The 19,970-nt window shown below is 59.2% G+C and carries 17 protein-coding genes and 1 tRNA gene; 6 read left to right on the forward strand and 12 right to left on the reverse strand.

The window, feature by feature from the left end; genetic code table 11:
* Positions 1–65 precede the first annotated feature (65 nt).
* Positions 66–1,472, forward strand: a complete 1,407-nt coding sequence (gene gabP, locus AC0R79_RS13100) for a GABA permease (protein ID WP_474734740.1) — start codon at positions 66–68, stop codon at positions 1,470–1,472.
* A 59-nt stretch (positions 1,473–1,531) separates the two neighbouring features.
* Here gabP and AC0R79_RS13105 read toward each other — a convergent pair whose 3' ends face one another.
* From AC0R79_RS13105 to AC0R79_RS13135, 7 genes are all read right to left on the reverse strand, one after another.
* A complete protein-coding gene (locus tag AC0R79_RS13105) occupies positions 1,532–2,104 on the reverse strand; it encodes an eCIS core domain-containing protein (RefSeq protein WP_474734742.1) in 573 nt (190 codons plus the stop codon).
* Between the two features lie 25 nt (positions 2,105–2,129).
* The gene (locus AC0R79_RS13110) at positions 2,130–2,570 is read right to left on the reverse strand and encodes a DUF6130 family protein (protein ID WP_127797792.1); all 441 of its coding nucleotides are present in this window, start codon (positions 2,568–2,570) and stop codon (positions 2,130–2,132) included.
* 32 nt (positions 2,571–2,602) lie between these two features.
* Positions 2,603–4,114 carry a GGDEF domain-containing protein gene (locus tag AC0R79_RS13115; RefSeq protein WP_474734744.1) on the reverse strand — a complete coding sequence of 504 codons (1,512 nt, stop codon included), beginning with the start codon at positions 4,112–4,114 and terminating at the stop codon, positions 2,603–2,605.
* 157 nt (positions 4,115–4,271) lie between these two features.
* The gene (gene msrA, locus AC0R79_RS13120) at positions 4,272–4,778 is read right to left on the reverse strand and encodes a peptide-methionine (S)-S-oxide reductase MsrA (RefSeq protein ID WP_221399463.1); all 507 of its coding nucleotides are present in this window, start codon (positions 4,776–4,778) and stop codon (positions 4,272–4,274) included.
* 422 nt (positions 4,779–5,200) lie between these two features.
* Positions 5,201–5,737, reverse strand: a complete 537-nt coding sequence (locus AC0R79_RS13125; RefSeq protein ID WP_127797795.1) for a GNAT family protein — start codon at positions 5,735–5,737, stop codon at positions 5,201–5,203.
* A gap of 94 nt (positions 5,738–5,831) precedes the next feature.
* Positions 5,832–6,269, reverse strand: a complete 438-nt coding sequence (locus AC0R79_RS13130) for a hypothetical protein (protein WP_474734746.1) — start codon at positions 6,267–6,269, stop codon at positions 5,832–5,834.
* A complete protein-coding gene (locus AC0R79_RS13135; RefSeq protein ID WP_474734748.1) occupies positions 6,270–7,871 on the reverse strand; it encodes a sensor domain-containing diguanylate cyclase in 1,602 nt (533 codons plus the stop codon). It lies immediately after the preceding gene.
* 220 nt (positions 7,872–8,091) lie between these two features.
* On the opposite strand from AC0R79_RS13135, the gene ycaC reads away from it, so the two are divergent.
* Positions 8,092–8,724 (forward strand): isochorismate family cysteine hydrolase YcaC, encoded by a 633-nt coding sequence (gene ycaC / locus AC0R79_RS13140; protein WP_007958138.1) that lies wholly within the window; start codon positions 8,092–8,094, stop codon positions 8,722–8,724.
* Between the two features lie 86 nt (positions 8,725–8,810).
* On the opposite strand, the gene AC0R79_RS13145 is transcribed toward ycaC, so the two are convergent.
* A complete protein-coding gene (locus AC0R79_RS13145) occupies positions 8,811–9,800 on the reverse strand; it encodes a zinc-dependent alcohol dehydrogenase family protein (protein ID WP_474734750.1) in 990 nt (329 codons plus the stop codon).
* Positions 9,801–9,926: 126 nt separating this feature from the next.
* Here AC0R79_RS13145 and AC0R79_RS13150 point away from each other — a divergent pair, with 126 nt between their 5' ends.
* The 3 genes from AC0R79_RS13150 (at position 9,927) to AC0R79_RS13160 (ending at position 13,291) form a co-directional block, all read left to right on the forward strand.
* Positions 9,927–10,808, forward strand: a complete 882-nt coding sequence (locus tag AC0R79_RS13150) for a LysR family transcriptional regulator (protein ID WP_474734752.1) — start codon at positions 9,927–9,929, stop codon at positions 10,806–10,808.
* A 107-nt stretch (positions 10,809–10,915) separates the two neighbouring features.
* Positions 10,916–10,990, forward strand: a tRNA-Lys gene (locus tag AC0R79_RS13155).
* A gap of 24 nt (positions 10,991–11,014) precedes the next feature.
* Positions 11,015–13,291, forward strand: coding sequence for a hypothetical protein (locus AC0R79_RS13160; RefSeq protein WP_474734753.1), 2,277 nt, complete (start codon positions 11,015–11,017; stop codon positions 13,289–13,291).
* A 77-nt stretch (positions 13,292–13,368) separates the two neighbouring features.
* Here the strand turns inward: AC0R79_RS13160 and AC0R79_RS13165 are convergent, their stop codons facing one another.
* The 4 genes from AC0R79_RS13165 to xylA form a co-directional block, all read right to left on the reverse strand.
* Positions 13,369–14,505 carry a sugar ABC transporter permease gene (locus AC0R79_RS13165; RefSeq protein WP_102717401.1) on the reverse strand — a complete coding sequence of 379 codons (1,137 nt, stop codon included), beginning with the start codon at positions 14,503–14,505 and terminating at the stop codon, positions 13,369–13,371.
* The gene (gene xylG / locus AC0R79_RS13170; RefSeq protein ID WP_474734755.1) at positions 14,506–16,062 is read right to left on the reverse strand and encodes a D-xylose ABC transporter ATP-binding protein; all 1,557 of its coding nucleotides are present in this window, start codon (positions 16,060–16,062) and stop codon (positions 14,506–14,508) included.
* Between the two features lie 78 nt (positions 16,063–16,140).
* Positions 16,141–17,142 (reverse strand): D-xylose ABC transporter substrate-binding protein, encoded by a 1,002-nt coding sequence (gene xylF / locus AC0R79_RS13175; protein WP_474734757.1) that lies wholly within the window; start codon positions 17,140–17,142, stop codon positions 16,141–16,143.
* A gap of 142 nt (positions 17,143–17,284) precedes the next feature.
* Complete coding sequence (gene xylA / locus AC0R79_RS13180) at positions 17,285–18,601, reverse strand: xylose isomerase (RefSeq protein WP_007958129.1); 1,317 nt, start codon at positions 18,599–18,601, stop codon at positions 17,285–17,287.
* A gap of 188 nt (positions 18,602–18,789) precedes the next feature.
* On the opposite strand from xylA, the gene AC0R79_RS13185 reads away from it, so the two are divergent.
* Positions 18,790–19,965: a XylR family transcriptional regulator gene (locus AC0R79_RS13185; RefSeq protein WP_474734759.1), complete on the forward strand. Its 1,176-nt coding sequence runs from the start codon at positions 18,790–18,792 to the stop codon at positions 19,963–19,965.
* The last annotated feature ends 5 nt before the right edge of the window (positions 19,966–19,970 follow it).

Below are 19,970 nucleotides of genomic sequence, written 5' to 3' on the forward strand. Positions count from 1 at the left end.
AATGATGATCGCCTGACACGTCGTCAGTACGCCCAAACGTCGATCACCAGAGAACAACAAAAACAATGAATAGTCTGAACTCGAAGGACTCGAACGGTCAGTTGGCGCAGGGCTTCAAGCCGCGTCACGTCACCATGCTTTCCATTGCCGGCATCATCGGTGCGGGGCTGTTTGTCGGCTCCGGCCACGCCATTGCCGCCGCCGGCCCGGCAGTCTTGCTTGCTTATCTCTTCTCCGGTCTGCTGGTCGTGCTGGTCATGCGCATGCTCGGTGAAATGGCCGTGGCCCACCCGGACACGGGATCGTTTTCCACCTATGCCGATCAGGCCATCGGGCGCTGGGCGGGGTTCACCATCGGTTGGTTGTATTGGTGGTTCTGGGTGCTGGTGATTCCGATTGAAGCGCTGGCCGCCGGGCATGTGTTGAATCAGTGGTTTCCTCAGGTCGATGCGTGGTTGTTCGCGTTGCTGTCGATCATTTTGCTGGTGGTGACCAACCTGTTCAGCGTGTCCAAATACGGCGAGTTCGAGTTCTGGTTTGCGATGGCCAAGGTGGTGGCGATCATCGGGTTCATCGGGCTGGGTTTTGCGGTGTTGATGGGCTGGATTCCGGAGCGTGAGGCCAGCGGTTTGAGCCGGTTGATGGAAGAGCACGGCGGGTTTGCGCCCAATGGTTTGTCGGCGGTGGTCGGGGCTTTCATCACCATCATGTTCAGTTTTATCGGGACGGAAGCGGTGACCATCGCGGCCGCCGAATCGAGCAACCCGGCGCAGAACATCGCCAAGGCCACGCGCTCGGTGATCTGGCGCATCGGCGTGTTTTATCTGCTGTCGATTTTCGTGGTGATTTCCGTGGTGCCCTGGAACGATCCGCTGCTGGCGTCCGTCGGCTCTTACCAGCGCGCGCTGGAGCTGATGAATGTTCCCAACGCCAAATTTCTGGTCGATGTGGTCGTGCTGATCGCGGTGGCCAGTTGCATGAATTCCTCGATCTACATTTCCTCGCGGATGCTGTTCTCGCTGGGCCGACGCGGCGATGCCCCGCAACCGCTGAAAGTGACCTCCGCGGCGGGCGTGCCGAGGGCGGCGGTGATCGCCAGCACCGTGATCGGTGCCGGGGTGACGCTGTTCAGCTATTTCATGCCGGCCGGGCTGTTCCAGTTTCTGCTCGCCAGCTCCGGTGCGATTGCGTTGCTGGTGTATCTGGTGATCGCGGTTTCGCAATTGCGCATGCGCCGGATGCTGCGTCGGCAGAACGTCGAGCTGACGTTTCGCATGTGGCTGTTTCCGTGGCTGACGTGGCTGGTGATCGTCTTCATTTGCGCTGCGCTGGCGGTGATGATGGTGACGCCCGAGCATCGGCTGGAAGTGACATCGACCATTGGCCTGGCGCTGGCGATTTCCTTTATCGGGCTGGTGACCACGCGGCAACATGGGCAGGTGAGGGCGGCGGTTTCGGCGGGCAAGGCCTAGGGTTTTTCTGGTGCTTGAACGGTGGGGCTATCCCCGGCATGGACGCAGGGGATGTCCGATCATCGGGCTTCGGCTCGCAGCCAACGTCTGACTTCGCCCTGTATCGCGTAGGCCGGAGCCTCGACCGCATTGAAATCCTGCGTATACCGCTGAGCAAACCCTTCGACTCCCCATTCCTGAAACTGGTGCACATGCTTCAGTTCGTGCGCCCAGAGCGCCACGTTCTGCTCTGCGGTCTCAGCGTCGCGGAACAGGATGATGTCGATCAGCGTCACCGCGCCGACATCCGGGTTTTGCAGAATGGCCGTGGCGGCGTTGTATTGGCCGTCGTCGGTGATTTTGTAGTGCACAGCATCGAGGAAACTGGGTTCATACCAGCGCAGCAGTTGCTCCCGGATATGCGGGGGAATCGATTTGATGTCGGTGCTGGCGGCTTCGGCGCGGGCCTGAGTCAATCCCATGGCCAGCGCGGGAGCCGCGATCCGAAAGAGGTCTTCAGAGAGACGCCCCGGGTCCGGCAGACAAATGCAGCTGTCGAGGCACACTTGTTTTTCGCCGGCGGGGCAGGTGTCAGCCTGGGCGGGCGCTACAAGGGCAAGCCAGGTGACGAGGCTGATAAGCGTGGAGGGCATGGGCGCTTTTCGATGTATGGCCTCTTCAGGGCGTCTTCTCGGGAACGACAAAATTCACTGTCGCACTGGTGAGAACCCGGTGAGTCGGATCCGCCACTTCAAGCAGAACCTTATGATTGCCGGGTGTCAGCCCCACCAGGATGATCGGATCTTCACTGGTGTGCGCCCAGGTACCTTTCCAGTCGTCGACGGTCACGTGAAGGTGACCCAGGCGAGGTGATACATCCGCCGCCGCATTGCCAAACACCGGCATGATCCGGGCATGTTCGGTTCGGTACTGGATGATGACAACACCACGGGCAAGTGGCGCAGGGAGGGGCGGGTAGGCGATGAGCTGCGGCGCCGATTCGGATTGCACCGGGAGTATTGCGGGTGGCTGTAGTGTGTCAGCCCCGTGAACATGCGCCGTCATGCAAGAGACGACACCCATGGCAAGGGCGAACAGGTGTTTGGGGAGGAGGGGCATGGTGGTTTTCTCCCGCGTGGTTTCACTTAAGGCTAGATCAAGCCGGGCAGTTTCACCGACCTGTTTCGCCCCAAGGCCTTGGCACTGTACAGCGCCTCATCGGCGGCCTCGATCAAACCTTGCACGGGGGTGAGTCGGGAACCGGCGGCAGTGGCAATCCCGATGCTGACACTCACTCTTCCCAACGGACTGGATTCGTGGGAAATGTTCGCTTGCTGCAACCGGTCGAGGATCAGTTGCGCCACGATCTGCGCACCTTCGCTGTCGGTATTGGGCATGATGACGCCCATCTCTTCACCGCCATACCGCGCCACAAGATCCGAGGGACGGCGCACGCACGTCTCCACGACGTTGCCAACGCGTTGCAGACAATCGTCGCCGGCAACATGCCCGTGGGAATCGTTGAACAGTTTGAAGTAGTCGATATCAATCATCAGCAATGCCAAGGACGTGCCGTCGCGCTGCGCTCGTCGCGCCTCCAGGTCCAGCGTCACATCGAAGCAGCGTCGATTGGCCAGACCGGTCAGGGCGTCCTTCATCGCCAACAGCTCGAGTTGCCTGTTTGACGAAAGCAACTGCTGCTGAGTGCCCATCAACTCCGCTTCTACTTGGGTTCTGCGTCGGATATCCAGTATCAAAAACCAACCGATGAGACCAGTAAGCGCCAGCAGGCCCGTCACCACCACGGCCGATAGCAGCGCCTCCGTTCGCCACGCGGCGAGGGCTTCGCGTTTCCCGAGTGCGACGGTCGTGATCAGCGGCAGCCGGTCACTTTTGCGAAAGGCGTAGAGCCTTTCCACACCGTCCAGGCTGGAGGTGAACGAGGCGGTGCCGACAGAGCGATCCACCAGGTACTTGGCGTAGATCGGTGACTTTGAAAAATTGCGCCCCATGTCCTGCTCGCGGAAGGGGTAGCGAACCAGCAACGTACCATCGGTATAGGACAACCCGATGGCACCCTCCTGTCCGACATCGATCTTTCCAAACAGCCGCAGAAAGTTTTCGATGCCCAAGGTCACCGCGACCACTCCGGCAAACTCACCGCGAACATCATTGAAGCGTCGACTGACGGTGATGACCCATTCCTGATTGGAGCGGCTCTGAATGGGCGGACCGATAAAGGTCTCGGGGGAGGGATCATCGCGGTGATGAATGAAATAGGCCCGATCACTGCTATTTGCCCCGGCCGGAATCGGCCGGTTGGAGGACATCAGCCAGCGTCCCTGACTGTCGTAGATGGTGATGCCGCTGAGCTGTGGCATCAGCGGCTCCTGCCGGTCGATCAGCGAACTGATCCGCTGGATCTGAACGGGGCCACTGCCTTCGGTTTCCAGGCGTTCGACGAGCCCGAGCAAAAGCGCCGAACTTTGGCGGACAATGCCTTCGGAATAGGTGACAAGCGCCTGGGTCAGGTTCAACCCGTGAACGTCCACTTCCTCCAGCGCTCGCTCTCGAGAGGCCAGCACCTTCCACACAGTCAGTGAGGCCAGGGAACAGCCGATAACCAACAGCAAAAGCACAACCAGGTGTGTATCTCGCTTCACGTCACTACCTTATGGAAAGTCCGTTTTTCCGTTCCAGAGGCTATTGGATCAAGGCAATAACGGCAGCCGTTCGTCCTCATCGTGCGCAAGGATACAAGCAGTCAGGTGTCGCTGCAGCAATAGATGAACGGGTTACTGCACCGACCCCCGCTGGACCTCAACCGCGTTTCGGCAGCTTCCAGTTCGGGCGAATGAAGTGGCAGGTGTAGCCATTCGGAATGCGCTCGAGATAATCCTGATGTTCCGGCTCCGCTTCCCAGAACGGCCCCGCCGGTTCGATTTCGGTAACCACGCGGCCTGGCCAGAGGCCTGACGCGTCGACATCGGCCGCAGTGTCTTCGGCGATATCGCGTTGCTGCTCGTTCAGGTAATAGATCGCCGAACGATAGCTCGGGCCAAGGTCGTTGCCCTGACGGTTGGGCGTGCTCGGATCGTGGATCTGGAAGAAGAACTCGAGGATCTGCCGATAGCTGATCACGGCGGGGTCGAAGACGATTTCGATGGCTTCGGCGTGGTTACCATGATTGCGGTAAGTGGCGTTCGGCACATCGCCGCCGGAATAACCGACCCGCGTCTGCAGCACACCGGGGTAGCGTCGCAACAGATCCTGCATGCCCCAGAAGCAGCCGCCGGCGAGAATGGCAGTTTCGGTTTGAGTGGTCATGGCATGTCCTTCCTCTCGAGTGGGTCGCAGATGTTTCTTGATATGAGGGAGTGTGGGCCGATTCCAAGGTTGAGTTGGTAAATAAATCGTGAAGCGCGGGCCTTCGGAATTCTCCTGCTTTTGCTTCACGTCACTGTTTTTGGAGCGCCCGGCGCGGGGCGCGCCAATATTGAAGCGAAAAAAACCGCCAATCAGGCGGTTTTTTTCAAAGCGGGGTTCAGGTTCTGCCACCGGCGAGCCAACCATCAGGCTCCATTTCTTTGCCACAGGCTGCGGCTACTTTCAAAAAATGCCGCTGACTGGCGGAGACCCTGTTGGGCAAACAGGGTTCTTCGGCACGAAGTCTGGAAGCAGGCGCTGATTGGGCTTTTGGCTTCTTGTGTTTCATGGACACCTCTCGTGCCGGGTTGCTTGAGTCGATCTTATGGGTGGTCCAGTGGAAAGACAAGGCGGTCAGTCGTGTCAAAATAAAATCCAAGCGTTTGGTAGTAAGAGATAGCACCTGAGTCAGGTTCTTGTACTTCAATTTCGGTACATCCCAGCTTTCGGGCATAGAACTCTGTTGTCAGTAGTGCCATTGGTGCGATCCAGCCTCGCAGGGTATGGGCCTTGCTGGTGTGACCCTGCAAAAGAACGATTTTTATGCAGATTGTGCTTTTTCGTGGCGTTGCATAGCACAAGCCGCACAGCTCATCTTCGTACCAGAAAGCCAAGTCCAGACCTTTTGCATCTTTTGTTTTCCACTCAAGTACATCATCCCATGGGTACCCAATGGTCCCGCTCCACTGATGATATGCGTTGATTGCCAAGGGCGTGATCGGGTCGATCCTGAGCAACTGAGCATCAATCCCGGCTGCCAGAGCTCCTGGATCCATGGAAAGCGTTTCGTGCGCAAGTTTGCGGGCTTCTGATTTGAGCGTTTGGTTTCGGAGTTCGGTACCTTTGCCTTTTCTTCGCATCGTCTGTGTTCTGTCCGGATCAGGCAGAAGACGGTATCGAAGGCGAGGGTGCCCACGTAATCAGGCGTGAGGGACGGCTGCTGTAGGACGCTGCTTATGTGCGTGAAGGACGCTGGAATTGGCCCGGATCGAATGATGTATTAACGATCAAATCGGGAGCAGCCTGTATCTCCCATTCGCTCGTGGAGGCCCTGATCTCGCGCAGCATCCACTCCTGCGCGCCCGACCACGACAGCTCCACCCAGTCCCCCTCAAGTTCTCCTTGCTCAATCAACAACGCCACTTCATCCGCCGGCCCCGGACACATGCCGCCCACCGCAAAGGGCACGCGTTCATGCATCAGGCGACCCAACAGTGAAAGCAGTGCAGCGTGGGAAGTGAAGGGTTGCCGATACGTCGCGCCAGAGGTGTCGGTGAGTATCAAACTGCCCGATTCAGCACCTTCATAATTGATCGAAGCCAGATGCGCCGGGGGCTTTCCCGCCCCTTTGAAATAGCGTGCGTTGATGATCCCAACTCCTTGTAATTGCACTCAGCGATCCGTCCGCGGCATCGCCGCAATGGGCTGGATCTGCCGGGATGCCTGCGCCGAGCACCAGCGATTCCGCCCTTGCTGCTTGGCCTGATACAGACAGGTATCGGCTGACTTGAGCAAACTGGCCGGGGTCACCCCATCGTCAACCGGATAACGCGTGGTGATCCCCGCACTCGCGGTGACATACCCCAGCGGATGCCCGGCATGTTCAAGCTCCAGCGAACGAATGGTCTGCAGAATGTCTTCGGCCACCTGAATTGCCCCGGCGCTGTCGGTGTTGGGCAGCAGCACGGTGAATTCCTCGCCACCGTAGCGAACAGCCAGATCCGAAGGCCGCTTGACCGCTTTCCGGATACCGTCGCCGACCGCGATCAGGCAGTCATCGCCGGCGGCGTGGCCGTACTGGTCGTTGTAGCGCTTGAAGTAGTCGACATCGAGCATGATCAACGACAGCGACGAACCCTGACGCCGGGCCAGACGAATCTCGTCCGCCAGTGCCGCATCCAGGCGCCGACGATTGCCCAGACCGGTGAGGCTGTCAGTCAGCGCCATGTCGCGCATCGTTTTGTGCGCCGAGCGAATCTCCCGTTCCATCGCCATCCGCTGGCGCAACTGGCTCAGGACGATGAGCCCGAAACAGGCGAGCACCAGAATCAGGAACACCAGCACGAAGCCGTTTTTCAGCAGGTCCTGGCGCCACGGCGCAACGATGGAATCCCGGGACAAACCGGCCTCGACCACCAGCGGGTAGGTGGTCAGTGCGCGATAGCCGTAAAGCCGCTCAGTGTCGTCAACCACCGCCCTGATCTGGGCGATGCCCTGGTTGGAGCTGGGCAGGTAGGTCTTGAAAATTTCGCTGTTCGCCAGGCTTTTGCCGACCACCGAGGCAATGAACGGTCGGCGCACAAGAATCGTGCCGTCGCGCATCGCCAGCACCAGCGCGCCTTTGTCATCGATGCGGAAGTCACCGTAATAGTCGACGAAATAACTGACCTTGACCGTCCCCAGCAATACGCCGGCGAACGATCCGTCGGGGTTATTCAAGCGGCGCGAGATCGGAATGATCAGGTCATGAGTGGAACGACTTTCCACCACCTGACCGATGCGCACGCGCCGGTCTTCATGGGTGCGGTGGTACTGGAAATAATCACGGTCGGCGTTGTTGGCGGTCTCGGGCGTGACCTCCTTGTCGGTCACGATCCAATGGCCGTCCGGACCGTAGATGAACAGGCCGTGCAGCTGCGGCATGATTTTCGACTGCTGGATGAGCAGCTTGTGAATCCGCGCCACATCCAGGTTCTGCAGACCATCGCCTTCGACCCGCTCGGCCAGCCCCGCAGTCAGCACATCGACTTGGCGGATGGTGTCCTCGGCATGCTGCGCCGTGGCGCGGGCGAGGTTGGTCACCGAATCACGCGCGGACGCAAAGACCGAACGATAGTCGCGCCAAGTCCGCCAGCTCTCTACCGCCAGAAAGGCCACGACCACCATCAGCATGAAACTGACGGTCAGCCGAAAGGTCGAGCCGGCCTTCACCCCTTTGCGGGGCGCGCGCGGTGCTTCATCTGGAGTGGGCGCTTGCGTCTTGCGTCCGGGCATCAACATTTCCCTGGAGGTCGTTCTGAGCGGGTCGGCATTATGACAAGGATAGGCGCGAAGGTCGGGGTGGCTGTGTGAACTACCTGGCAGTTTGAGTGGATTGTCCGTTTTGAGTTGACGGTGAAACGCTTTTCAGCCGATTTATCGCTTTCAGGCGAGTCAGTAATCTGTGCCCATCTTGAACGCAAACGCACTTCCACAACTAAAAAGGGATTCAAACATGAGCACTCCAACCTACAACCGCCTGAACAAAGACGACGCCGTAGTTCTGCTGGTCGACCACCAGACCGGTCTGATTTCTCTGGTTCAGGACTTCTCGCCAAACGAGTTCAAGAACAACGTATTGGCGCTGGCCGATCTGGCCAAATTCTTCGAGTTGCCGACCATCCTCACCACCAGCTTCGAACAAGGCCCGAACGGCCCGCTGGTGCCGGAACTCAAGGAAATGTTCCCGGACGCGCCGTACATCGCTCGCCCAGGCCAGATCAACGCCTGGGACAACGAAGACTTCGTCAAGGCGATCAAGGCCACCGGCCGCAAGCAGATCATCATTGCCGGTGTCGTGACCGACGTGTGCGTAGCGTTCCCGACCCTGTCGGCGCTGGCAGAAGGGTTTGACGTGTTCGTGGTGACCGACGCTTCCGGCACCTTCAACACCACCGTGCAACAAGCCGCGTGGAACCGCATGACCCAGGCCGGCGCACAGATGATGAACTGGTTCTCGGTAGCCTGCGAACTGCACCGCGACTGGCGCAACGACATCGAAGGCCTGGGCAACCTGCTGTCCCAGCGCATCCCGAACTACCGCAACTTGATGAACGGTTATGCAGCGCTGACGGCGCATCAGAAATAACCGGATGCCGGATGGACGAAAGCCTGCTTTGAAAAAAGCAGGCTTTCGTCGTCTACCGCAAACAGCAGAGCAGGGGACTCGTCACCTTAAACCGTGACGACAATCTTCCCGACCTGCTGATTGGCCTCAAGAAAACGATGCGCTCCCTGAATGTCATCCAGTGCGAATGTCCTGGCAATGATCGGTTGCAGCGCACCCGAAGCCAGCCCGTCGCCGATGAAAGCCTTGGCGCGCGCCAGGATGGCCGGGTCGGAGACGATCTCCGTGTAGAGGTAACCCTTGAGGGTCAGGCATTTGCCGAGCACGGTGAACAGCGGGAACGGCGTCGGTTCCGGGCTCAGGGCACCGTACTCCAGCAGGATGCCGCCGCGCGCCATGCTTTGGGTCAGCGGTTCGAACGACGGGCCGCCCACCGGATCGAACACCACTCGCGCGCCTTTGCCGTCGGTCAGCGCCATGACGGCTGCAACCATGTCTTCTTCGTCGCTGACGATCACGTGTGCGGCGCCGGCGTCGAGCAAGGCCTGTTTCTTGGCGCGGGTCCGGGTGACGGCAATCGAGGTGGCACCGACCATTTTGGCGAGCTGGAAGGCTGCCAGGCCGACGCTGCTGGAGGCGGCGGTGACGATGACGAAATCGTCCTTTTGCAATTTGGCCTGTTCGACCAGCGCACCCCACGCGGTGACGTATTGCATCCAGGACGCCGCCGCTTGTTCAAACGACAGGTTCTGCGGGTGCTTGACCGTGAGGTGAGCGGGCACGTTGGCCAGCTCGCCGTAAGTGCCCCAGCGCGCGATGTCCAGCGGTGGAATCAGGCTGACGGCATCACCGATCTTGAACTCGCTGGCGTTGACGCCAACCGCGACCACCACACCCGCAGCCTCGTAGCCGAGACGGCTGGGAAACTCCGCTTCCTGTAGATAGGCGTGGTTGCGGAACATCACTTCGGCGCGATTCAGGCCAAAGGCTTTGACCTCGATCTGCACTTCGTCCGCCGCAGGTGCCGGGACGTCGACGTTTTCCAGTTTCAGGACGCTCGCGTCACCGTATTCATGAATTCTGACAATGCGTGCCATCTGTACTTCCTCGGTTATCGATGAAATTGCACCGGCGTGATCCGGTGCCATGGAGGCCAATTTAGGCTTTGGCCTGCTCCGGATAAAGGCCTAGGATGACGCAACACTAGAAACAATGAGTTTCCAATGGATCGCCTTACACTCATGGCCACCTTCGTCAAAGCGGTGGAGCTGGGCTCCTTCAGCGCGGTGGCGGACGAACTCAACCTGTCCCCGCAAATGGTCGGCAAGCAAGTGAAGATGCTCGAACAACATCTGGGCGTTTCGCTGCTCAACCGCACCACCCGCAAGCAAAGCCTGACTGATTTCGGCCGCACCTTCTATCAGCGGGCGAAGCTGATTCTGGCCGACATGGACGCCGCCGAAGAAATGGCCGCCGTGACCCGGGGCGTACCCAGCGGCCGGTTGCGGATCAATGCGCCCGTCACGTTCGGCGTCAGCACGCTGTCGCCGAAGCTGCTGGAGTACATGGTTCGTTATCCGCAAGTGTCGGTGGACCTGACGCTGTCGAACGAACTGGTCCACCTGGTGGACGGCGGATACGACGCTGTATTTCGCATCGGCGAACTCGCCGACAGCGGCCTGAAGGCACTGCCGCTGATGCCCTATCAAATGGTGCTGTGCGCGGCACCGTCCTACCTCGCACGCCGCCCACCGATCACGACACCCTGGGATCTTCAGGAACACGAATGCCTGGCGTTCGCCTATTCGGACGGCCGCTCACACCTGCGATTCGAAGGCCCGGAAGGCTGCATCGACGTGCCGATTAAAAGCCGATTGACGATTAATCAGGGCGATCCGTTACTGTCCGGGGCCGTCGCGGGGCTGGGGGTGGTGATGCTGCCGCTGGAGCTGGTCAAGGATTCGCTGCGAAGCGGGACGCTGGTGAGTCTGCTGCCGCAGTACAAGGTGCCGGTTTCGCCGATGAATCTGTTGTATGCGCCGGATCCGAGGCTGACGCCCAAACTGCGGAGCTTTATCGATTTCGTGAGAGGGGCGTTCGGATAAGAGCTGCATTGAGTGATGAAGGCTTAACGATCAGAGATTTGTCGCAACAAAATCCCTGAATCCGAGCTTCACATACTTTCGCGACTCATCGACAATGCGCGCTCTGTTCCGGGGTAGTTCAGCGGTAGAACACTCGGCTCTTAACCGGGTGGGCGCTGGTTCGAATCCAGCCCCCGGACCCACTACATAGTAGGTCACAAGGAAGTATGTCCAGGCCTGAGGGTGAATCGGGTGCGCTCGGCGAAATAAACGCCGGTTATGCACACTTTCAACTGTCTCGCGCGCTCACTGCACGCGACAACGACGCCAGTCCGCAAGCACTTGCCCGGATCGAACGCTGGCAAAAGGTTCTCGAAAACCTGATGCATGGCCGTGCACTGTATGGCTCGCGGACGCCGTTTGCCGACCTGCCAGAATGGATCACGCTGGAAGTGGCCACTGGCGGCTTTGCAACGGGCAACCTTCTGGCCGGTGGCGAGTTGACCGCTCATGAGCGCCTGTTGGCGTCATCGATTCCCGGCATTCGAGCGGGTTACGAACGACTCGATTTGAATAGGTGGCATCTTTCAGACGAAGGCGTCAGAACGCTGCAAGAGCGATTGACGAACGAAGACTATCGGATCGATGTACCGGAAGAGGCCGCGTTGCCGACAGTGGCCTGGTTTCTGGGGCAACAACGCGTCGAAGAAGCCAGGACGTTGATCGAGCAGATCGCACCTTTCTTCGAACGAGTGCGTTTCTTTCCCGCGGCAGCCAACTCGCGCCCGCTCTCGATGGCTGAAGTTGAAGTTTTCAACGCTGGCCAAATCAGCCTGCGTCTTTCCGTCCTCTCACGCCAGCCTCGTCTAACGGTTCAAAAGCACGTTGTTGAACGCAGGTTGCCTCTCTACGACACGGCGGTCTCGCTGTTCCTGCTGACGTACAATGATGGTTGGCCTTGCAGGCATTACCCTGAAGGCTGGTTCGAGCGCGCTTCGGTGCTCGGTAAAGAATTTGATATCGCCACTGAGGCTGATCCCCGCCGCGCGGGTAACTCCAGTGATCGGGCGGCGGAGTTGCTGGCATTGCTCAAGCAGTGCTCTATCGATCCTGCATCGCTAACGGGGCGACAGGTTGGGCGCATTCGCAGAATTGTCGATGACTTTGTAGGCAAGCATGGACACCCTGAGTCCGAAGAACATTCCAGCAAGCGCGCACAGCAGCGTCATCACGTATCAGCCTCGGCACACTATCTGATTGCCAAGGCTGCTTCCGCGCGACTGGCGAGATATCCAGTCTCGGAAGGCATCTCTGATTTCGCGCCGTTACTGACGCCCATCACCAACGAAGAGGCGAAGGTTTATTCATTGAAGGAGGGGGAGGCCATTCCTCCTTCGATTCGTCGACGCCTCGAACGCTGCCGAAAGGGAACGGTTGCAGAGTTGATTGAACATGGGGTCATTACATCCGCAGATACAGTGGCGAAAGTGCTGCCAGCGATGACGGCGCAAATCTGTAGCGCCGGATATCGAGACGTAGCGCTGCGGGCACTGTCTGTCGCTACTTATCGTGCGTTCAGGCGTCGACGCTCTCTATTGCTGCTGAACATGCAGCGTCAGGTGAGAGTCGATGATTTGCCTTGGGTGAAAGCTCTGGAGACCGAGTACGAGGCGGGGGCTCTGGCGATTGAAGGTGCCAGACAGGCTTTGGTCGAGGCGTCCGCATTGACCCTTGTTGCATTTCCTCAGGCCATTCTGCCGAACAAGTTGCTTCAGGAGTTTTCCTCGCTTGCCGAATCGGCCAAGCTGGATCTTCCCTTCGTAGAGGAGATCGCGGCTGACATTTTCATGGGCGCTTTCTCCGGCAAGTTCGTGAAGGCTGCCAAGCGTTCAGTCCGTTTGATGGCCGGATCTCTTTACGCACGCTATAACGATATCGATATGGATCAGTTGGCTGCACTACCCAAGCAGCGGAATTCACGAAGCAACAGTGGTGTGCTGGCTGGTTTGTGCGCACGGCGGGCGAATGCCGATATCGGTAGATGGAGTCCAGCGAACAACGGCACGATCATCGAACAGCAACAGATATTGACCACGCAAAACCTGGCGATCCTGTTTGATGATCTGGACCTGAAGACGCTGTTACATGATCGTTTGGGCTCAATGGCCGAGGCATGTTTCAAATGGATATGCAGTCGGCAGCAGATGCAGATCAAGTTCTACCATGCACGTCTGGTCATGTTGAAAAACACCGCGTATGCGTGGCGCCAGATGATGTTTTATCTGTCGATGCTGGATCAGTCTCGATTGGAGAGTGCGCTTGGAAACATTGAAGTGCACTTCGCCGCTCAATCCAGCGCATTTCAGGGGCGATTTCTTCCCGCCATGATCGGGTTGCGCATGGCGGTATCTGGATGTCGGTTGACTTCAGCTCACCAAGAGCGGGAGGGTTGTAAGGTTTTTCTCGGGTGGACCACTGAGCGGCACTGGCTGATGCCTTCCTAGATATCGAAAAGCTCCAGGCGTAACGAAAAGCCTGCCTTCAAAAGCAGGCTTTTCGCATTTTCAGAGATGCCTTCATTTCAACGCCGCCCAGTCCGCGTACTCACATCCACCCAAACCGCCAACACCAGAATGCTGCCCTTGACGATCATCTGCCAGTAACTGTCGACGTCGAGCATGGACATGCCGTTGTCCAGGCTGGTGATGACCAGGGCGCCGAGGAGGGCGCCATAGACTGTGCCGGAACCGCCGCGCATCGAGGTGCCACCGATGAAGCAGGCGGCAATGGCGTCGAGTTCGCCCATGCTGCCGGCCGAGGGGGAGCCGGCGGCCAGGCGCGCGGTGTTGACCACGCCGGCGAGGGCGCACATCACGCCCATGATCCCGAAAATCCAGAGTTTCACGGCCTGCACATTGATACCGGACAGGCGCGTCGCTTCCATGTTGCTGCCCACGGAGTAGACACGTCGGCCGAACACGGTCTGGCTGGTCACATAGCTGAATCCGCCCAATAGAATCAACAGAAGCAGGACCGGCACGGGAATGCCGTCATAGCTGTTGAGGGTCTGGACAAACCCGGCCAGCACCGCGCCGATCAACAACACGCGTGCCACGTCACGCACCAGTGAGTGTGCCGCGAGGCCGTGAAGGGCGCGATTGCGCCGTTGTTTCCAGGTCAGGAACAACGTCAGTGCGAACAGCAGGACGCCCAGGCCGGCGCCGATCGCATGTGGCAAATAACCTTGGCCAATGTAAACAAGCTCCGGAGACACCGGCGCAATGGTCGTGCCTCCGGTGATTCCCAGCAAAATCCCCCGGAACGCGAGCATCCCGCCCAGCCCCACGATAAATGACGGAATGCGCAGGTACGCAGCCATGTAACCGTTGGCGAGGCCGATCAGCAATCCGCACACCACCACAAGGCTCAGGTTCGCCAGCAGTGGTACGTGATAGACAACATCGAGAATGGCTGCCACGCCACCGAGCAGGCCCAGCAATGAGCCGACCGACAGATCGATCTCGCCGCTGATGATGACCAGCACCATTCCGCAGGCGAGGATCCCGGTGATGGACATCTGGCGCAGCAAGTTGGAGAGGTTGCGCGGTGTCAGGAATCCGCCCTCGGTCTGCCAGCTGAAGAACAGCCAGATCAGCGCCACGGCAAACACCAGTGCGAGCATCTTGTAGCGGGTGAAAAGTTGTTTGACCTGATTCATTTACGCGGATTTCCGATCTTTATTGTTATGGCTGTCAGGCTGGCTGAGTGCCGCGGCAAGCACCTGTTCCTGTGTGAGTTCATGGTTGATGAAATCGCCCTGCAACCGGCCTTCGCCGATCACCAGTACGCGGTCGGAAACGCCGAGCACTTCGGCCAGTTCCGAAGACACCATGATGATCGACACGCCTTCGGCGGCCAGCATCCCCATCAACTTGTAAATCTCGTACTTGGCGCCGACATCCACCCCTCGGGTTGGCTCGTCGAGAATCAGCACCCGGGGCCTGGTCAGCAGCATCTTCGCCAACACGGCTTTTTGTTGATTGCCCCCGGACAGGCTGGTGATCGGCAGGAACGGGCTCGCGGTCTTCAGGTGCAGGCGCGAAATTTCCCGATCGATGCTGCCCAGTTCGGCTTCGGCGTCGATGCGGGTCAGTTTCGAGAAACTGTCCAGCACGGCCAAGGTGATGTTCTGGCCGACACCCAGGTCGGGAATGATCCCCTGACGCTTGCGGTCTTCGGGCACCAGGCACACGCCGGCGCGGATCGATTTGAGCGGCGTGCGGGTATCTATGGGTTTACCGTCCAGCCAGACTTCGCCTTCGTGGCGACCGGGGTAGGCGCCGAACAGCGCGGTCACAAGCTCCGTGCGACCAGCACCGACCAGCCCGGCGATGCCGAGGATTTCCCCACGTTTGAGGCTGAACGAAATGTCGTCGACCCGTTTGCGTTTGGGGTTGTCGACGTCGTAGCAGGTGATGTGGCGCGCCTCGAAAATCACCTCGCCGATATCGTGTGGTTCGGTGGGGTAGAGGTTGCTCATTTCCCGACCGACCATCTGGGTGATGATCTGGGGAATATCCATGTTCTCCATGGCGGTCGTGGCGATGTGTTTACCGTCGCGGATCACCGAAATGGTGTCACAGACAGCGGCCACTTCATCGAGCTTGTGCGAGATGTAAACGCAGGCGACGCCCTTGGCCTTGAGGTCGCGGATGATGTCCAGCAACACCTCGATTTCCGAACGGGTCAGGGCCGAAGACGGCTCGTCGAGGATCAGCAGGCGTGCCTGCTTGTTCAGGGCCTTGGCGATTTCCACCAGTTGCTGATAACCGCCGCCGTACTGTGAAACCGGCAGTGACACGTTCATGTCCGGCACTTTCAGTTCACGCATCAGGGCTTCGGCGCGGTGGATCATCGCCGGGTAATTCATCCGCCCACCTGGCAGCGTCAGCTCATGGCCCATGAAAATGTTTTCGGCCACCGAAAGGTCGGGAACCAGCGTCAGTTCCTGGTGAATGATGACGATGCCGGCGGCTTCCGTTTCGCTGATCGATTGCGCCTTGAGCGGTTGACCGTCCCAGAGGATTTCACCGTCCCAGGTGCCATGGGGATAGACCGCAGACAGGATTTTCATCAGCGTGGACTTGCCGGCGCCATTCTCGCCGCACAGCCCGACGCACTCACCCGGCCGGACCTTGAGGTCGATGCCATTGAGCGCTTTGACACCGCCGAAGGTTTTGACGATGCCGTTCATTTGCAGCAGAAAGTCGGACATGGCAGAGACTCATAAGCGACAGATACTGGACTGATCCCGCAGGCGCAAAACGCCTGCGGGGGCATCACTCACTGAGTGTCACTTTCCGGCGAGCTGCGCCTTGGTATAGAAGCCGTCCTGTTCCAGCAGGTCGATGTTGTCCTTGGTCAACGGAGTCGGGGTGAGCAGGATGGTGTCGACTTTTTTGATGCCGTTGTCGTACTGCGAGCTGTAGGCGGGTTTCTCGTTGCGCGCCAGTTGCACCGAGAGTTTGGCGGCTTCGGAGGCAATCAGTTTCAGCGGTTTGTAGACCGTCATGGTTTGCGTGCCGGAGATCACCCGCTTGACCGCTGCCAGGTCCGCGTCCTGTCCGGAGATCGGCACCTTGCCGGCCAGTTGCTGAGCGGCCAGGGCCTGAATGGCGCCACCGGCCGTGGCGTCGTTGGAGGCGACGATGCCGTCGATTTTGTTGTCGTTGCGGGTCAAGGCGTTCTCAACAATGCTCAGCGCCTCGGTCGGGTTCCATTCCTTCACCCATTGCTGGCCGACGATCTTGATGTCCCCCTTGTCGATGGCCGGTTGCAGCACTTTCATCTGACCTTCACGCAGGACTTTCGCGTTGTTGTCGGTGGGCGCACCTCCCAGCAGGAAGTAATTGCCCTTGGGCGCTGCGTGCAGCACGCCGCTGGCCTGCATCTCGCCGACCTTTTCGTTATCGAAGGAGATGTAGGCGTCGATATCGGCGTTGAGTATCAGGCGGTCATAGGACACGACCTTGATCCCGGCTTTCTTCGCTTCGGCCACCGCATTGGTCAGCACGGTAGCGTTGAACGGCACAATGACGATGACATCGACGCCACGGGAAATGAGGTTTTCGATTTGCGAAATCTGCTTTTGTTCGTTGGCATCGGCCGACTGCACAAAGACCTTGGCGTCCATTTTCTCCGCTGCCGCAACGAAGTAATCCCGGTCACGGGACCAGCGCTCCAGCCGCAGGTCATCAATGGAGAAGCCGATTTTAGGGTGGGCAGCGTCGGCCATAACCGGCAACGAAAGCAACGCCAGGGCGCCGGCAAACAGCGTGCGTTTTACGTTCTTCATGGTGGTGCGTCCTTTTATTTTTGTTTGAAAGACACGGCCTGACGATGAATATCGGGCTGGTGGAACTGTAGAGAATCAGCTGACGCAACGGACTACAGATTTGTCGCGCAAATGTCACAGCGCCCGCAGTCCTCGTTGGCGATCAGCGATAGATAAACCGGTTGACGACGTTTTCGAGCATTTCCTGCCGGCCGCTGACGGCCTGCGGATTCAGTTCGTTGGTGAAGGCGTGCTCGGCCAGTGACTGGAGATTGAACTCACCTTCCAGAACCGCCTGGCCGAACGGTTGCTGCCAGCCGGCGTAGCGTTGATCCTTGAGCCGTTGAAGCTGATCGTTCTGGACCATGGCGGCGGCCCGCTCGAGCGACAGGGCGAGGACGTCCATGGCGCCGACGTGACCGTGAAACAGATCGGTCTCATCGAGGCTCTGGCGGCGCACCTTGGAGTCGAAGTTGAATCCGCCATTGCCGAACCCGCCGGCCTTGAGGATTTCATAAGTGACGAGGGTCATTTCCTCGACGCTGTTGGGGAATTGATCGGTGTCCCAGCCGTTTTGCGGATCGCCCCGGTTGGCGTCGATGCTGCCGAAAATCCCCAGCGAGACGGCCGTCGCTACCTCGTGATGGAAACTATGACCGGCCAGGGTCGCGTGGTTGGCCTCGATGTTGACCTTGATTTCCTTTTCCAGACCGAACTGCTGGAGAAAACCGAACACCGTGGCGCTGTCGTAATCGTACTGGTGCTTGGTCGGCTCCTGCGGTTTGGGCTCGATCAGCAGGTCACCTTTGAAGCCGATCTTGTACTTGTGCTCGACCACCATGCGCATGAAGCGACCCAGTTGTTCGCGCTCGCGTTTCAAGTCGGTGTTGAGCAGGGTTTCGTAGCCTTCGCGACCGCCCCACAACACATAGTTGGAGCCCTTGAGGCGTTGAGTCGCGTTCATGGCGCTGAAGACCTGGGCGGCGGCGCAGGCGAACACCTCAGGATCCGGGTTGCTGGCGGCACCGGCGGCAAAGCGCGGATTGCTGAAACAGTTGGCGGTGCCCCACAGCAGCTTGATTCCGCTTTCTTCCTGATGGCGCTCCAGGTGATCGACCATTTGGGCGAAGTGGTTGCGGTACTCCTTTAGCGAGTGGCCTTCGGGGGCGACATCCGTGTCGTGAAAGCAGTAGTAGTCGATACCCAGCTTGGAGAAAAACTCGAACGCGGCCTCCGCCTTGCCGATGGCCAGCTCCATCGGGTCACCGGCGTGTTGCCACGGACGCTTGAACGTCCCTGCACCGAACACGTCGGAGCCCGGCCAGACAAAGGTGTGCCAATAACAGGCGGCCATGCGCAGGTGTTCGCGCATGGGCTTGCCGAGGATGATCTTGTCGGCGTCGTAGTGACGGAAGGCAAGGGGAGAATCGCTGGCAGGACCTTCGTAGCGAATCCGGTCGACATCGGGGAAGTACGGCATTGGCAATGTCCTTGTTGTTCTTGGTTGTTGTGCTTGGGCGTGTCCCGATACTAGCAACGGCCCTGTGCCTGCCGATTACGAAAATCACCAACACGGAGTGCGATTTTGCGTATTGAGATTCGCCCTCTGCGCGCCTAGTCTGTGCAGACCGCCTCTACGGCAAGAGGCCCGGAACAAGCCTGAAAACAATGAAAACCATACCGCCTGTTCACCGCATCGCCCTGTTGTTCAACGGGAGCAAGATCTATGACCGCGGCATCATCAGCGGCATCGGCAACTACCTGAGCAGCACGCGCGCGTCCTGGGATCTGTTCCTGGAAGAGGATTTTCTCTGCCGCTTGAAAGGCATCGAGCGTTGGCAAGGTGACGGGATCATCGCCGACTTCGACGATCCGCTGATTGGCGAGGCGCTGGCCGACATCAAGATGCCCGTGGTGGCGGTGGGCGGTTCTTATCAGGATGAGCGGGCCTATCCCAAAGGCATCCCGTACGTCGCGACCGACAACAACGCGCTGATCACCATGGCTTATGAGCACTTGATCGAGGCCGGGCTGCAACGGTTTGCCTGCTTCAGCCTGCCTGAGGCGCAGGCGAACCGATGGGCCCAGGAGCGCGAAAAGGCTTTTCTAAAATTGATGCAGCGGGACGGTTTGCACGCTGAGGTTTATCGCGGCATGGGCACCAGCGCGCCGCTGTGGGACAGCGCCGTCGAACAACTGATCGCCTGGCTGCAGAGCCTGCCCAAGCCGATTGGCATCATCGCGGTCAGTGACGCCCGCGCCCGGCAGTTGCTGCAAGCTTGCCTGACCGCCGGAATCGCCGTTCCGGAGCAGGTGGCGTTGATCGGCATCGACAACGACCCGCTGACCCGCAGCCTGACCCGGGTCCCGCTGAGTTCGGTGATCCAGGGCACCGAAACCATGGGCCGCACCGCCGCGCAACTGCTGCACCAGATGCTGCATGGCAAACCGTCAACGGGTGCGCATTTCCTGATCCCGCCTGAAGCGATCAACGTCCAGGTGTCGAGCTTGCATCAACCTTTGGGCAACCCCTACGTCATGCAGGCGCTGCTGTTCATCCGCCAATATGCCTGTCAGGGCATCAAGACCGCGCAAGTGGCGGCTTATGTCGGCGTGTCGCGTTCCTCGCTGGAGTCGCACTTTCGCGCGGTGCGAGGTTGCAGCGTGCATGACGAGATTCTGCGTTTCAAACTGGCGGCGGCCACTCGCGGGCTGGAAAAAACCGACACGGCGATTGCGGACGTTGCCCGCACGTGCGGTTTCAAATCCGCGCAGTATCTGCACACGGTGTTTCGCCGAGAGTTCGGGTGTACGCCCCGTGAATATCAGCAGGGCGCCAGATAGATGGC

This window comes from Pseudomonas sp. HD57-3 (assembly GCF_056113135.1).